This window comes from Sutcliffiella tianshenii, from assembly GCF_016908565.1.
GTDB classification, from domain to species: Bacteria; Bacillota; Bacilli; order Bacillales; family Bacillaceae_I; genus Sutcliffiella_A; species Sutcliffiella_A tianshenii.
The window spans coordinates 201,672-216,310 of the sequence record NZ_JAFBED010000005.1 but is presented as its reverse complement, the minus strand read 5'-3'; the positions used below and the strand labels follow the sequence as shown (position 1 = coordinate 216,310).

14 protein-coding genes and 1 riboswitch are annotated in these 14,639 nt (G+C 45.5%); of the genes, 12 read left to right on the top strand and 2 right to left on the bottom strand.

The genetic code is table 11. The features are described 5' to 3' along the window. Positions 1-199: 199 nt before the first annotated feature. From JOC95_RS12985 to thiE, 12 genes are all read left to right on the top strand, one after another. Positions 200-3,259, top strand: a complete 3,060-nt coding sequence (locus tag JOC95_RS12985) for an efflux RND transporter permease subunit (RefSeq protein WP_204416941.1) — start codon at positions 200-202, stop codon at positions 3,257-3,259. A gap of 81 nt (positions 3,260-3,340) precedes the next feature. Then, positions 3,341-3,447, top strand: a riboswitch (TPP riboswitch). 118 nt (positions 3,448-3,565) lie between these two features. Beyond that, the gene (gene tenA, locus JOC95_RS12980) at positions 3,566-4,249 is read left to right on the top strand and encodes a thiaminase II (RefSeq protein WP_204416939.1); all 684 of its coding nucleotides are present in this window, start codon (positions 3,566-3,568) and stop codon (positions 4,247-4,249) included. A gap of 3 nt (positions 4,250-4,252) precedes the next feature. Next, the gene (locus JOC95_RS12975) at positions 4,253-4,843 is read left to right on the top strand and encodes an ECF transporter S component (protein WP_419096241.1); all 591 of its coding nucleotides are present in this window, start codon (positions 4,253-4,255) and stop codon (positions 4,841-4,843) included. A gap of 13 nt (positions 4,844-4,856) precedes the next feature. Then, positions 4,857-6,335: an ABC transporter ATP-binding protein gene (locus JOC95_RS12970; RefSeq protein ID WP_204416929.1), complete on the top strand. Its 1,479-nt coding sequence runs from the start codon at positions 4,857-4,859 to the stop codon at positions 6,333-6,335. Next, positions 6,316-7,116 (top strand): energy-coupling factor transporter transmembrane component T family protein, encoded by an 801-nt coding sequence (locus tag JOC95_RS12965; protein ID WP_204416921.1) that lies wholly within the window; start codon positions 6,316-6,318, stop codon positions 7,114-7,116. Before JOC95_RS12970 ends, JOC95_RS12965 begins: the two co-directional genes overlap by 20 nt. 35 nt (positions 7,117-7,151) lie before the next feature. Beyond that, positions 7,152-7,772, top strand: a complete 621-nt coding sequence (gene tenI / locus JOC95_RS12960) for a thiazole tautomerase TenI (RefSeq protein WP_204416918.1) — start codon at positions 7,152-7,154, stop codon at positions 7,770-7,772. Then, positions 7,756-8,877 carry a glycine oxidase ThiO gene (gene thiO / locus JOC95_RS12955; RefSeq protein ID WP_204416916.1) on the top strand — a complete coding sequence of 374 codons (1,122 nt, stop codon included), beginning with the start codon at positions 7,756-7,758 and terminating at the stop codon, positions 8,875-8,877. The genes tenI and thiO overlap by 17 nt, the downstream gene beginning before the upstream one ends. 9 nt (positions 8,878-8,886) lie before the next feature. Continuing rightward, positions 8,887-9,090: a sulfur carrier protein ThiS gene (gene thiS, locus JOC95_RS12950; RefSeq protein WP_204416914.1), complete on the top strand. Its 204-nt coding sequence runs from the start codon at positions 8,887-8,889 to the stop codon at positions 9,088-9,090. 1 nt (position 9,091) lies between these two features. Next, on the top strand, positions 9,092-9,859 hold the full coding sequence (locus JOC95_RS12945) for a thiazole synthase (RefSeq protein WP_204416912.1): 768 nt from the start codon (positions 9,092-9,094) through the stop codon (positions 9,857-9,859). Continuing rightward, positions 9,856-10,881 carry a MoeB/ThiF family adenylyltransferase gene (locus JOC95_RS12940; RefSeq protein WP_204417304.1) on the top strand — a complete coding sequence of 342 codons (1,026 nt, stop codon included), beginning with the start codon at positions 9,856-9,858 and terminating at the stop codon, positions 10,879-10,881. Before JOC95_RS12945 ends, JOC95_RS12940 begins: the two co-directional genes overlap by 4 nt. A gap of 31 nt (positions 10,882-10,912) precedes the next feature. Further along, the gene (gene thiD / locus JOC95_RS12935) at positions 10,913-11,722 is read left to right on the top strand and encodes a bifunctional hydroxymethylpyrimidine kinase/phosphomethylpyrimidine kinase (RefSeq protein WP_204416910.1); all 810 of its coding nucleotides are present in this window, start codon (positions 10,913-10,915) and stop codon (positions 11,720-11,722) included. Further along, a complete protein-coding gene (gene thiE / locus JOC95_RS12930) occupies positions 11,719-12,375 on the top strand; it encodes a thiamine phosphate synthase (RefSeq protein WP_204416901.1) in 657 nt (218 codons plus the stop codon). The genes thiD and thiE overlap by 4 nt, the downstream gene beginning before the upstream one ends. 205 nt (positions 12,376-12,580) lie before the next feature. Here the strand turns inward: thiE and hmpA are convergent, their stop codons facing one another. Further along, positions 12,581-13,810, bottom strand: a complete 1,230-nt coding sequence (gene hmpA, locus JOC95_RS12925) for an NO-inducible flavohemoprotein (RefSeq protein ID WP_204416899.1) — start codon at positions 13,808-13,810, stop codon at positions 12,581-12,583. Between the two features lie 210 nt (positions 13,811-14,020). Further along, positions 14,021-14,221 carry a cold-shock protein gene (locus JOC95_RS12920; RefSeq protein WP_204416896.1) on the bottom strand — a complete coding sequence of 67 codons (201 nt, stop codon included), beginning with the start codon at positions 14,219-14,221 and terminating at the stop codon, positions 14,021-14,023. Positions 14,222-14,639: the final 418 nt, after the last annotated feature.

Genomic DNA, 14,639 nt, shown 5'->3' with positions numbered 1-14,639 from the left:
AAAGATGTTATCCAATCGGCTGGCATCTTTTATTTTTGAAGAATAATGTTTCCATAATTTTCTTATGATGTTAAAATATCCAATGGAACATCAGTCGGTACAGAAAGGGTGATTGTAAGAAATTCACCAGCAGTAATGGCCCTGCACGAAAAGTTTGGAAAGAGAGAAAATCACAGTGAGATCTTGGGGGATATGAGAGATGAAAAAATTAATCGGCTTTTCATTGAAAAACAGAGCGGCAATCATCATCATGGTATTCATCATTTCGGTTTTGGGGGTCTATTCCACTACGAAGCTGCCGGTCGAATTTCTGCCTAGCGTCGACAATCCGATGATAACAGTCACGACGATTGCACAAGGCATGGATGCGGAAACGACTGGAGAAATGATAACAGAACCGATAGAAAACAGTTTGAAACAACTCGCAAATGTGGAACAGATGGTCTCTTCCACAAGCGAAGGACTATCAAGAATAGATATATTTTTCAACAATGAAGCAGACCTGAAAGAGTCAAATCAAGAGGTGGAGAGGATCGTCAATCAGCTGGCATTGCCACAGGAGGCAATGAAACCTTTTGTCGTCCTGTTGAACACTTCGATGATCCCTATTGCCCAGATCGGTGTTCAAACGGATGAGGGAATGACACTTGAAGATGAAAAAGTGATAGAAGAGAAAATCCTTCCGCAAATGGAAGATGTCGAAGGGGTATCCTCTGTCTCCCTCTACGGTCAATCAAGCACAGAGCTTTTGATTGAAGTAGATCCGGCAAAACTCGAGGAAAAGCAGTTGACTGCCATGCAGGTGATGATGGCCCTGCAAGGTAAAAGCATTTCTGTTCCTTCCGGACAGCTGAATGTGGATGGGTCTTCCACCGCAGTCAGAGTGGTTGGAGAAATAGAAGACGTAAGTCAGATCGAATCGATCATGCTTGCTCAGAACGTCAAGCTTGGCGATGTTGCAGAAGTATCCGTCAATCAGTATTATGAGGCGCTTACCAGATTGAACGGTGCCGATGGTTTGGCGTTTATCGTAACGAAGGAAACAAGCGCAAATGCTGTAAATGTCGGCAAAGAACTGGATAAGAAACTGGATGAGTTGGCAAAGGAATATCCTGAATACAACATAAACATGCTCTTCTCCACTGCAGCCGAAGTGGAAAGTGCGGTATATGGAATGGCGCGTGAAGTGGGAATCGGGGCGATAGCGGCGACATTTGTCATCCTTTTATTCTTAAGGAATATCCGAACGACTTTGATCGCGATCATCAGCATACCGCTATCCATACTCATCACGATGTTCCTTTTAAAACAATCAGGGGTAAGCTTGAACATACTGACACTTGGAGGCTTGGCGGTTGCAGTTGGAAGGCTTGTAGATGACAGCATCGTGGTCATGGAAAACATCTATCGGAGACTGCAACATGAAAAACTCTCAAAAGAGCTTGTCATCGAATCGACCAGAGAAGTGGGGATGGCGATTACAGCGTCCACCCTTACCACTATTGCAGTGTTCCTGCCAGTTGGTTTCGTATCTGGATCGCTTGGTGATTTTGTCGTGCCGATGATATTGGCAGTTGTCTATTCCATCATGGCGTCGTTGCTTGTTGCTTTGACAGTGGTCCCGATGCTGAGCTTTATGCTATTGAAGAAAGTGAAACAAAAGGAAGAAAAACCGGCTTTGAGGTATATGAAGGTCCTGCAATGGTCCCTGTCTCATAAATTCATCGTCCTTGCAGCTTCTTTTGTGATATTTGTGGCATCCATTGGAGCTTATTTCATGATTCCGCAATCGAATGTGGAATCCGAGGTGGAGTCGGCGGTAAGTGTCAACCTGACTTTCCCTAAGGATATGGATCCGGATCTGGCAAGGGAAAACGCCTATCTTTTTGAAAAAGAGCTTTTGAAGGAAGAAAAAGCAGACCAAGTTCTGCTACGAATGGGGATGGCCCAGGAGGATGCGGAATTTGGCCAGGTAACACAATCTAATGTCGCAGCATTTTTCGTCATGTTTGAAAAAGGAAAAGATGTAGATGCTTTCATCGAGGAAACAAAAGAGAAGGCATTGACATTTGACGCAGTTGAAGTCGATGCCATGAAAAATTCATTTGGAGGATTTGGAGGAAGCGGAATCCAGATTGATGTAACAGCTGCCAATGAAGAGGATCTCGTAGCAACCGCTGACATGGTGTTAAAGGAGTTAAAGGAAATTGATGGTTTGGATAAGGTCAAATCCAACTATGAAGAGCTGCAGTCCGAGTGGAAAGTGGAAGTGAAGCAATCCGAAGCGGAAAAAGCGGGATTGACTGCACAACAGATCGGAGAACAAGTGAAAGTGGCGTTGGCAAAAACGCCGATGGGTGAAGTGACAGTTGCAGGTGAAAGGCTTCCTGCAAGCATTAAATATAACCACGAGGGTCTGGATACAAAGGAAGAGCTGTTGTCCCTGAAACTCGCATCGCAGGTTGCAGGAGTTGTGGAGCTAAAGGATGTAGCAACCGTAATGGAGCAAAAAATCAAAACGCAGATTTTCCACAAAGACGGGGAAGAAACGATCCAGGTTTCTGCAGATACTGTGGGAGAGGATGTACGGAAAATAGGTCTTGATGTAGATACAATGATTAAAAGTCTCGATCTTCCGGATGGAGCGAAAGTAAAGCTTGCCGGAGTCACCGAATCTATGCAGGAAACCTTTATGGACCTGTTTAAAATGATGGGCATCGCCATATTGCTTGTATATCTGATCATGGTCATTACTTTCGGTGAGGCCCGCGCCCCATTTGCCATCCTATTCTCATTGCCGCTTGCTGTGGTTGGTGGGGTAATCGGTTTGATTGTGACGGGAACTTCGCTCGATATGAATGCATTGATCGGTGCATTGATGCTGATCGGGATCGTGACAACCAATGCGATCGTGCTATTGGAGAGAGTGATTCAAAATAAACAAAGGGAATTACAAACAAGAGAAGCATTGCTTGAAGCAGGAGCAACGCGACTGCGTCCAATCGTGATGACGGCAGTCACGACGATTGCAGCGATGATGCCGCTGGTATTCAGTCATGCAAGTGCGAGCAGCCTTGTATCGAAAAGCTTGGCGGTTGTCGTAATCGGAGGGCTGACGGTTTCAACGGCCCTGACCCTGATTGTTGTTCCGGTAGTGTATGAATTGCTGGATGGCTTCGGGAAGAAAACGAAGAAGAAACGCAGATGGTTCGGTCGTAAAAATAAGGATAAAAATCCAATCGAAATCAGCGGCAATTAAAAAGTTTTGACAAATCGAAGAGAGCTGATATAAGATGGGTATCAGAAAACGGTTTCCACCTTTTTCACTAACTTTATAGTTTTCTACCACTAGGGGTGCCTTCATAAGGCTGAGATTAGAGTGAGACTCTAAGACTCTTAGAACCTGATCTGGTTAACACCAGCGTAGGGAAGTGGTCGGTCGGGCTCTCCTACTCATTATCATGAGTGATGAGAGAATTGCGAAATATACTCAACCACCTTTCCTGCGTAAGCGAGGAAGGTGGTTTTTTGTTTTTAATAAAAGATCTGGACAGGAGGAAGAGGGATGAAATTTTCACAGGAATTACGCAGGAAGGCAGATCCTATCTGGGAGGCAAGCTTTCACCATCCATTTGTAACAGGAATAGCAGATGGTACGTTGCCCTTGGATTCATTCAAATATTATGTGCTGCAGGATGCCTACTATCTCAGTCACTTTGCAAGGGTGCAGGCCTATGCAGGAGCCAAAGCTTTCGATCTACATACTACATCCAGGATGGCCTCGCATGCACAAGGCACGTATGAGGCTGAGCTGTCCCTCCATGAGAACTTTTCCAAGAGATTGGGAGTATCAGAGGACGAAAAAAGTAATTTCAAAGCGGCGCCAACTGCACACGCCTATACCTCACATATGTACCGTGCTGTCCTTACAGGCGGTCTGGGGGAAGTCATCGCCGCCCTGCTTCCATGCTATTGGCTATATTACGAGATAGGAGAAAGGCTGAAGGATGCCACACCGGCAGAACCGATCTATCAGGAATGGATTGCTGCCTATGGTGGTGAGTGGTTCCGTGAGCTTGTGGAAGAGCAGATCCATAGATTGGATGTGCTCGCTGAAAAAGCGACTGAAGAAGAGCGGGAAAGGATGATGGAGTATTTTATCATCAGCAGCCAGTATGAATATTCCTTCTGGGAGATGGCCTATACATTGGAAAAGTGGCCGGTTGGGGAATTGCAAATAAATGCGTAAAGGATGAGGAGAATGAAAAGAGGGTTAAAACTGACGGATATTCTCGTCACCATCGTGATTTCATTGGTGTTTGGAATCATCTATAAAATCTGGGGGCCGGTCTATAGCCTGTTAACGCCATTGGGACTGCAAATCCAGGAGCTATCCTATGGTATGTGGTTTATCGCAGCGTCCGTAGCCTATCTGCTTATCAGAAAAGCAGGTGTCGCCTTCTTGGCGGAAGTGGCTGCTGCCTCTGGTGAATTCCTGGTCGGCTCGGAATATGGATTGATGGTTCTTGTTTATGGAGTGGTGCAGGGTCTTTTTGCGGAGGCTGTATTCATGGGCTTCCGATATAAAAAGTTTGATGTGATGGTTGTTTCAATCGCAGGTGTTGCCGCTGCAATAGGATCTCTCCTGATGGACTTGTTCAGGGGCTACCTGTTTGATTATGTATGGTGGAATGTGACGCTGTTGATTTCTTTCCGGATCATCGGAGCCATTCTCTTATCTGGCGTACTTGCTAATGTCCTCGTAAAAGCTTTGGAAGCGACAGGAGTCACAAGTCTATTGCGTCCTGCTAGTAAAGAGGACTTCGATTCCTTGAGGCAGTAAAAAGGAGGTAAACATGGACCAAATCATCCTATTGGAAGATTTACAGTTGAAGTATCCAGGGGGCAGGCAATTGTTCCATGACTTTACCCTGTCTGTAAAAAAGGGTGAAAAAGTTTTGATCCTAGGGCCTTCAGGAAGTGGCAAATCCACCTTGCTTCAAGTGATGTCTAGTCTGATCCCCGGGGTGCTGGAGGTACCGATGCTTGCCAAGGAAACGGTGACCCCGATATCTTGGGGCTATGTTTTCCAGGATCCAGATTCCCAATTCTGCATGCCGTACGTCGATGAAGAGCTGGCGTTTGTCCTGGAGAATCTTGCGGTTCAAAGAGAGGAAATGCCCGAGAGGATCTGTCGGCTCCTTGAACTGGTCGGCCTTGATCTTGAGGATATGCATACAAGCATCGGGAAGCTTTCAGGAGGAATGAAGCAACGCTTGGCGATTGCGTCCGTTCTTGCCATGGAGCCTGAAGTATTGTTTCTAGATGAGCCGACAGCCATGCTGGATCCGGAAGGTACCCACCAAGTATGGGAGACGATAAAGGGAATAGACGAAGAAAAAACGGTGATTATCGTCGAGCATAAGGTGGATCTCATCCTTGATTATGTAGAGCGGATAGTTGTCCTGGATGAGGAAGGATGCATTGTGGCTGACGGTCCAATCTCCAGCATCTTACAAAATCAGATTCCACTTTTAAAGAAATATGGCATCTGGTATCCGGGGGTGTGGGAGGAATATCTTGAAGAAAGAGAGCCAGCTTGTGAAGTGTTTTCGATATCCAGTAATCAGATTCCAATTATAACTTTAGATGAATTCACTGGTTATCGCGGAAAAGAGAAAAAAATCGAGGTGGAAAAAAAAGTTATTCATAGCGGAGAGTGGATTGCCATTGTAGGAGAGAATGGGGCTGGAAAAAGTACGTTGCTGGAGTCTTTGATGCAGCTGATCAAAACGAAGGGTGCATATACCTTTGATGGAGAGCCTGTTCAGCGCATTCCTTTCGAAAGAATTGGCTTTGTCTTTCAGAATCCCGAATTTCAATTTGTCACCTCTAGCGTCTATGAGGAAATCGCATACGCCTTGCGTTTGGAAAAAAGAAAGGAAGAGGAGATAGAGAGACAGGTAGAGGGGCTGTTGCATAGGTTTCAACTGGAGCACTTGAAAACCCGGCATCCCTATCAGCTCTCAATGGGGCAAAAGCGAAGGCTCAGTGTAGCTTCTGCCGTCATCAAACAGCCGGATGTCCTTTTGCTTGATGAACCGACTTTTGGACAGGACAGCAAAAATACCTTTCGAATGCTGGAATGGCTGTCGGAAATGAAACACGCTGGGGTAGCCATCATCATGGTCACGCATGATCTTCGTATTGCGGAGAACTTTGCAGATAGGGTGTGGGTGGTAGAGGATGGGAAAGTAAAAGAAGAGTTCTTGGGTAAAGAATTCTGCAGTAAAGCCGGGAATAGGAGAGAACAGCATGCAATTGGCATTACCTAAAAAAGAATCATGGATCCATGGGGTGAATCCAAGCCTCAAGCTTCTGATCATGCTGATGATATTTATCGGCATCATGTTCATTCATGATGTGGATGTCATGACTTATGTGACCCTGTCAATCCTGTTAGTTTTTTTAGCTTCCATAAAGTACCCAGTAAAAATAAAAATGCTGCTGCTCCTGCCTTTTTTGTTTATCTTCCTGACGAGTTCACTCGCAATGATCATGTTTGGCAAAGGGGATACGACCCTGTTGCGTTTCGGACTCATCCATGTGACAGAAGAAAGCTTATTCAGGGGCGTGCATCTTGGCCTGCGTTCGATGGTATTTGCATTTTGCGGCATGCTTTTTGCGCTTACGACAAAACCGGTGCAGCTATTCTATTCTTTGATGCAGCAAGGTAAGCTTCCCCCAAGATTCGCCTATGGATTTATGGCTGGAGTAAGGCTATTGCCAATCATGGTGGAGGAATATCTTACATTAAGAAATGCTCTTTTAGTCCGTGGTGTGAAGCAGGAAAGAGGATTGAGCGGGCTAGTGAAAAAGCTGAATTTTTTTAGCATTCCCCTTTTATCCCAGAGCATCAGGAGGGCACATCGTGTAGCGGTCGCGATGGAGGCGAAAAGATTCAGCAGGCAGAAGACGCGGACCTATTATTATAAAACGGGATTTTCAACAAAAGACGCATGGTTTGTCGCCCTATTTATAAGTGTGTTCATGATAGGATTCGCAGCAGCCGACTACCTTCCGCTTTTCTCGATTACAGATGTTCGTTACAGATAGGTCTTCTTGAATATTCGTGGGAAAGGGTGTTCAAAATGAAGCTGCATGTTATTACAGATGGTAAAAGAACGGCTGATGAACTTGTATCCATTCTATGTTCGATTCATTCACAGGCTGATCATATCCATGTAAGGGAAAAAAATCGATCGGCAAAAGAGATCTATCAAATAGTAGAAAGATTGATAGATGGTGGAATTCCCCCAAAAAAACTCATCATCAATGACAGGGTGGACGTTGCCCATTCACTAGGAGTGGGAGGAGTGCAGCTGGCATATCACAGTTTGGGAGTTTCAGAGGTAAGGAAGTCTTTCCCCGATCTGCAAATCGGAAAATCTGTCCATTCCTATCAGGAGGCCGTAGAAGCAGAACAAGCTGGAGCATCTTTCCTGCTCTATGGACACGTATATAGCACAATGTCAAAGGAACACCTGAAGCCGAGGGGAGTGGAGGAACTGAAGGCAATTGCCTCTGCCGTGTCCATCCCAGTGATTGCAATCGGCGGGATTACACCTGAGAAGACTTCAGAACTCAAAAATATTGGGGTTAAAGGGATAGCTGTCATGTCGGGGATCATGAGTGCAAAAGATCCGTTGAAGGCTGCAACGCTCTATCAAACAAATCGAAGAAAGGCGGGATCTGATGAGCGCAAGCTATGACGTCATTATCATAGGTGGAGGCGTAAATGGATGTGCATCCGCCTATCAATTAAGCAAATCCGGGAAAAAGGTACTACTATTGGAAAAGGAACGGATTGCATCCAAAGCTTCCAGTGCCGCAGCAGGCATGCTCGGTGCTCAGGTGGAGGTGAATGAGGCTGGGCCTCTTTTTGAACTTGCAAAGGAAAGCAGAAGCATGTTTCCCCAATTGCAACCAGAACTGAAAGAGTTGACCGGTATAGATATTGAACTGGTACAAAAAGGGATGCTGAAGCTTGCGTATCAGGAAGAGGAAGTTTTGTCCGTAATAGAGACGATTGCAATTCAACAAAAACTTGGAGAAAATGCAGACTGGATCAGCAGGGATGAGGTTTTGAAGAGAGAGCCCGAATTGGGGCCGGGGACGCTTGGCGCCATGGATATCCCACAGGATGGCCACGTCAATCCGGAAAAGCTGACACATGCATTTGCCAAGGCTGCCATCACGCTTGGTGCAGACATCAAAGAATTTGTGGAAGTGTATTCGTTGCAGGAACATAATCAGGCAATTGTAAAAGTGGAAACAAGTGAAGGATGCTATTCAGGGGATTCCATTGTTGTAACAGCCGGTGCCTGGAGCAAAAGGATCTTATCCGGTCTTGGTTTAAGTCTCCCATCCTATCCGGTCAAAGGGGAATGCTTCTCTGTCCTGACAGATAAACCGGTTTTGGAGAGTACTATTTTTACAGACTCCTGCTATATCGTACCTAAAATCGGCAACCGGCTGGTGGTGGGAGCTACCATGGTGCCAAATACTTTCTCTGAAAATGTTTCGATCGGGGGCTTGGCATCATTAATGAAGGAAGCGATTCGGACTCTTCCTGCTATAGAGCATGCCAGCTTTGAACGAACATGGGCAGGAATCAGGCCGCAAACCGGAGATGGTCTACCGTTTTTAGGGAAGCACCCAACCATTACCAATCTATTTATTGCCACCGGGCACTACAGGAATGGAATATTGCTTTCGCCAATCACGGGTGTATTGGTCGCAAGCATGATCAATGGAACGAAGCTGCCTGAATATATGGATGCATTTGGACTAGATAGAATACAAAATCTGCAATGAGGTGAAAAAATGAAAATTTGGATCAATGGAGATAGAGTGGAGATTCCTGACGAAGTGACCACTGTTGCGGAACTATTATTATATTTTCAACTTGATCAAAAGGTAGTAATTGTAGAAAAAAACAAAGATATTTTGCAAAAAGAATTTCATGCAGCTGAAACAGTTGCAGAAGGTGACATGCTTGAATTAGTACATTTTGTAGGAGGCGGATGATATGTTGAAAATTGGTTCTTACACATTTAATTCCCGTTTATTGCTTGGGACAGGAAAGTATCCGGATTTTGATATTCAACAGAGGGCGGTGGATGCTTCCGAATCGGAAATCCTGACGTTTGCAGTAAGAAGAATGAATATTTTTGAAGCAGGACAGCCGAATTTTCTGGAAAAGTTGGATTTGGAGAAATACACACTACTGCCGAACACTGCCGGTGCCAAAACGGCAGAGGAGGCGGTGCGGATCGCGAAACTTGCAAAGGCATCCGGATTATGTGACATGATCAAGGTCGAAGTGATCGGCTGCTGGAAGACATTGCTGCCAGATCCGGTGGAAACATTGAAGGCCACAGAAGAATTGTTGAAAGAGGGATTTACTGTCCTGCCATATACGTCCGATGATGTCGTCCTTGCCAGGAAGCTTGAGGAGCTTGGCGCACATGCCATCATGCCAGGGGCTTCCCCGATCGGGTCTGGACAGGGAATCATCAACGAGTTGAACCTTGGCTTCATCATCGAACAGGCGAAGGTGCCAGTCATAGTCGATGCAGGAATCGGTTCCCCAGCAGACGCAGCCAAGGCGATGGAATTAGGTGCGGATGGGGTGCTATTGAATACCGCCGTTTCTGCTGCGAACGATCCTGTGAAAATGGCATATGCCATGAAGCTTGCCATTGAAGCAGGACGACTTGGATATGAAGCAGGCAGGATGGAGAAAAAGCGGTATGCTACAGCAAGCAGCCCGACCGAAGGAATGAGCGTGGGATAATGGAACGCTATTCTCGTCAGACCCTATTTTCACCGATCGGGGAAGAAGGTCAAAAGCTTTTAGGGCTAAAGCATGTCCTCCTGATCGGTGCCGGTGCACTTGGAACAGGGAATGCCGAGGCGCTTGTCCGTGCAGGTGTAGGCAGGCTGACCATCATCGACCGTGATTATGTCGAGTGGAGCAATCTTCAGCGCCAGCAGCTTTACAGCGAAGAAGATGCAAGGGAGAAGCTTCCAAAAGCGATTGCCGCTAAAGCACGTTTGGAAAAGCTCAATTCGGAAGTAGAGATAGTTGCGCTAGTAGACGATGTCACAGCTGAGAGTCTGGAGAATTTCGTGAAGACCGAACAAGTTTCCCTGCTCCTTGACGCTACCGATAATTTTGATATCCGTCTGATCATGAATGATATCTCTCAAAAATATGGGATTCCCTGGATCTACGGGGCATGTGTAGGGAGCTACGGCCTTTCATTTACGGTTCTGCCGGGAGAAACACCTTGTCTTCAATGCCTGCTGAACACAGTGCCACTTGGTGGGGCAACGTGTGACACGGTCGGTATCATCTCTCCCGTTGTGGGGATGGTGGTGGCGCATCAGGTGGCCGAAGCCTTTAAGCTACTTACCGGCAATACGGAAGCGTGCCGAAGGAAGCTCGTATCATTTGATCTCTGGAAAAATCATTACGTATCCATGGATGTTTCAAAAATGAAACAGGCAGGCTGCAAAAGCTGCGGAGAAAAGAGGACTTATCCCAACCTTGACTTTGAAAACCAAACGAAAACAGCGGTCCTTTGCGGACGCGATTCTGTCCAGATCCGTCCATCCATAACGGGTGGAAGGGATCTGGCGGAGCTGAAAAGAGTGCTTGTCGAACGAGGGATGGCTGTGGAGGGAAATCCTTATCTGCTGTCCTTTGAAATAGAAAAACATCGCCTTGTGGCATTCAAGGATGGAAGGGTGCTTATCCACGGAACAAAGGATGTCCAAGCAGCCAAATCGTTGTATTATCGGTATTTTGGATAGATTTTCATAAAAAAGTACGGGGGTGAAAAGCATGGTAGGAAAAGCATTGACCATCGCCGGATCCGATAGCGGCGGAGGAGCAGGAATTCAAGCCGACCTGAAGACCTTTCAGGAATTGAAGGTGTATGGAATGTCGGCGATCACCGCCATCACCGCGCAGAATACCTTAGGAGTCCAGGCTGTCTATCCCATCCCTCTAGATATGGTGCTAAAGCAGCTTTTATCGATCGAGGCGGATCTGAAGCCTGACGCATTAAAGACTGGGATGCTATTCAGCAGTGAATTGATTGAAGCCGTGTCAGGGCAGATTAAAAGTTTCCAATGGGGAAATGTCGTAGTGGACCCTGTGATGATCGCGAAAGGAGGGAGCAGGCTCCTGCAGGAGGATGCGGTCCGTTCCATGAGGGAATCCCTCATTCCACTTGCGACCGTCATCACCCCGAATATTCCTGAAGCGGAGGCTTTGACGGAAATTCCGATCCGTTCGATGAAGGACCGTCAGCAAGCGGCAAGGATCCTGCATAAGCTTGGAGCGGATTTTGTGGTAATCAAGGGTGGTCATGGAAATGGAAACGAGCTCATCGATTTAATCTATGATGGGGATAGATTCCTTGAAATGAAGAGCTTCAGGATTGCCACGAAAAACACGCATGGAACGGGATGTACTTTTGCAGCAGCCATTACTGCGCAACTGGCAAAGGGAGAGTCGGTATTGGATGCCATACAAATTGGCAAGCAATACATTCATGCTGCCATTGAAGACAGCCTGCAGATCGGCAGTGGCCATGGACCGACCAATCATTGGGCGTTTCAGCATAGAAGGGTGCGTGCTCATTCTTGAATAAAGAACTTCTGAAACTATATTTGGTGATGGGAAGCTCCAATTGTGGAAGTGGTGAACCTCTACCTGTGCTTGAGTCCGCTTTAAAAGGGGGCATCACTCTTTTTCAATTCCGAGAAAAGGGGAATGGGGCCAGATCAGGGCAGGGAAAAATAAAGCTCGCTCACGAGATGATGAGCCGCTGCCGATCATACGGAGTTCCTTTTATCGTGAATGATGATGTGGAACTCGCCTTGACTCTTGAGGCGGATGGTGTACATATCGGTCAGGATGACGGATCAATCATTGAAACAAGAAAAAGATTTGCGGGAAAAGTTCTGGGTGTCTCCGTCCATAATGTACAAGAGGCCCATGATGCAATGAAATTCGGTGCCGATTATCTAGGTGTAGGTCCTATGTATTTCACGAACACCAAATCAGACTTGCATGAGGTGAAAGGGCCGGATGTGATAAAAGATATCCGTGCAGCGGGCATCACACTGCCGATTGTCGGGATCGGTGGGATCGATAAGGAAAGAGCTGGGATTGTAGTAGAGAGCGGTGCGGATGGGGTTGCTGTCATTTCGGCTATCAGCCAAGCCCAATGCCCCACTGCTGCAGCCAGGGAATTGCTGTACGAGGTCGAAAAAATTTTGCATATTACAAAAAAATAAATATCTATTAACGGAAAATGATGCTATAATAATAGGACCATTTACTTTATTACATGTTTGTAACCACCCTGTTCCTTTTTGGAGCAGGTTTTTTTATGTGCTTCGTGTTCTGCTTGTTGAAGTGAACGAGATTAAGGGGCCTGACCCCCACCGCTTTAAAGCGATGGGGGTCAGGCCCCCTTTTAGTGCTTTAATGTAGTGAGGGTCAGGCCCCTACACTTTGTTTCTGTTTCAAATCCATCGCAGGACCGAAGAATTCATAGTTGATTTTTTCCGCTGGAACCCCGATGTTCTCCAGGTGATTCAGGATGGCACGCATGAATGGAACCGGTCCGCAGACATAGAATTTGGATTCTGGCTCTGCATGCAGTTCTCTGATCATTTCTTCTGTAACATATCCGTCGAAGTGGAATTTTTGTCTGCTGCGGTCTTCCACTGTTGGATTTTCATAGACGAAGATGGCTTCCCCTCTTTGAAGGGTTTCCATAGTATTTTTAACTTCATCGTAAAACGCATGAACCGTTCCATTTTTTGAAGCATGCAAGAAGGTCGTAGGGCGGGCAGGAGCTTCTTGAGCGATAGTCTTCAGCATACTTAACATAGGAGTAATACCTACCCCGCCACTGATGAGGTAGACTGGTTCACGTCCAGAATCAAGGATGAAGTCTCCTGCAGGAACAGTTAGCTCCAGTTTATCTCCTGCATTCACTTGATCATGCAAGTAATTGGAGACTTTGCCTTCAGGAGTGAATTCCGCTTCTCTTTTAACAGAGATTCGGTAATAGTCTTCATTTGGCGCATCAGATAGACTGTACTGGCGGTTCAATAAGTATTTTTCACCTGGTATGGACACACGGATGGTGATATATTGACCAGGCTTATGAAGAGATACTTTGCTTCCGTCAGCAGGCTTCAGGTAGAAGGAAGTTATGACGGAGCTTTCCTCTTCTTTTCTTACGACTTCAAATTCTTTGAAATCGGTCCAGCCTGCATTTGAAGTTTCTGCTTGCTGATACATTTCCTGTTCCACATCTATGAATACTTGAGCGATCACGCCATAGGCTTCTCCCCATGCATGCAGGATTTCATCCGTTGCAGCGTCTCCGAGCACTTCTTTTATTGCAAGCAGCAGATGCTCACCGACAATGGGATAGTGCTCAGGTTTTACCTGAAGGCTTCGGTGCTTATGTGCAATCTGTTTGACTGCAGGAAGCACGACTTCCAGCTGATCGATGTAGGTTGCAGCTGCATAGACGGTGTTGGCCAAAGCCGTTTGCTGGCGGCCTTTGGATTGATTGGCATGATTAAAGATATTTAATAATTCCGGATGATTTTCGAATAATTTCTTATAGAAGTAAGTAGTGATTTCTACTCCTTTATCAGCTAAAACAGGGGCAGTGGATTTGACGATCTCAATTGTTTTCTTGCTTAACATGATAAGATCTCCTTTTAAACATATATTTTGAATACATCTTTATTATAATGGAAATTGATTTTAAAGATATATTTAAAATACTTCTTTAACAAGTCTGTCACAATTTTATGGCTGAATTGTGAATGGGGAACTTTATTGGGAATTTTATGAGGAGATAAAGGCAAAACAAAAAGGCCCCCGAAGTGGGAGCCTTTTTTATCTTTTGAAAAATTATGCTTTAGTTACGTTAGCTGCTTGGTCGCCACGGTTACCTTGAACGATTTCAAATGTAACTTGTTGACCTTCTTCTAAAGATTTGAAACCTTCGCCTTGGATAGCTGAGAAGTGTACGAATACGTCGTCTCCGTCTTGGCGCTCGATGAATCCGAATCCTTTTTCTGCGTTAAACCATTTTACTGTACCTTGTAACATGTTGTTACCTCCTATGTGCTTTACGCACAAATGTATTACTATTCTTGCTCAAACAATATCAAGGCGAAAGTTAAATCTTAACTTTGAATCCTTACATACCGAACAAAAATAATTCTTCTTAAGAATAACAGTAAACACCAAAAATAGCAAGAGAAGATGATATTCCTTCAAGAATTTGCAGCGCCTTCGACGTGAATGATGATACTCCTGCCGGGGTCTGGCCCCGACTTGAATTTTATTTTATTGATTTGTTTTCCGGCACCGCTCATTAATTATCTTAAAATTAGTAATTGACAAAATCTTGTCCACGGTGATAAGTTTAGAGGGTGGAAATTATATGAAACTTTATTTTAAAGGAAAAGGAGGGCTCGAGAATGATTAATTTAATTGTTGTATTCGATGATGTTGCACGTAAGCT

Excerpts from the sequence above, each read along its gene's own strand:
- JOC95_RS12985 (WP_204416941.1), top strand. The coding sequence starts at position 200 with ATGAAAAAATTAATCGGCTTTTCATTGAAAAACAGAGCGGCAATCATC.
- tenA (WP_204416939.1), top strand. The coding sequence starts at position 3,566 with ATGAAATTTTCACAGGAATTACGCAGGAAGGCAGATCCTATCTGGGAG.
- JOC95_RS12975 (WP_419096241.1), top strand. The coding sequence starts at position 4,253 with ATGAGGAGAATGAAAAGAGGGTTAAAACTGACGGATATTCTCGTCACC.
- JOC95_RS12970 (WP_204416929.1), top strand. The coding sequence starts at position 4,857 with ATGGACCAAATCATCCTATTGGAAGATTTACAGTTGAAGTATCCAGGG.
- JOC95_RS12965 (WP_204416921.1), top strand. The coding sequence starts at position 6,316 with ATGCAATTGGCATTACCTAAAAAAGAATCATGGATCCATGGGGTGAAT.
- tenI (WP_204416918.1), top strand. The coding sequence starts at position 7,152 with ATGAAGCTGCATGTTATTACAGATGGTAAAAGAACGGCTGATGAACTT.
- thiO (WP_204416916.1), top strand. The coding sequence starts at position 7,756 with ATGAGCGCAAGCTATGACGTCATTATCATAGGTGGAGGCGTAAATGGA.
- thiS (WP_204416914.1), top strand. The coding sequence starts at position 8,887 with ATGAAAATTTGGATCAATGGAGATAGAGTGGAGATTCCTGACGAAGTG.
- JOC95_RS12945 (WP_204416912.1), top strand. The coding sequence starts at position 9,092 with ATGTTGAAAATTGGTTCTTACACATTTAATTCCCGTTTATTGCTTGGG.
- thiD (WP_204416910.1), top strand. The coding sequence starts at position 10,913 with ATGGTAGGAAAAGCATTGACCATCGCCGGATCCGATAGCGGCGGAGGA.
- hmpA (WP_204416899.1), bottom strand. The coding sequence starts at position 13,810 with ATGTTAAGCAAGAAAACAATTGAGATCGTCAAATCCACTGCCCCTGTT.
- JOC95_RS12920 (WP_204416896.1), bottom strand. The coding sequence starts at position 14,221 with ATGTTACAAGGTACAGTAAAATGGTTTAACGCAGAAAAAGGATTCGGA.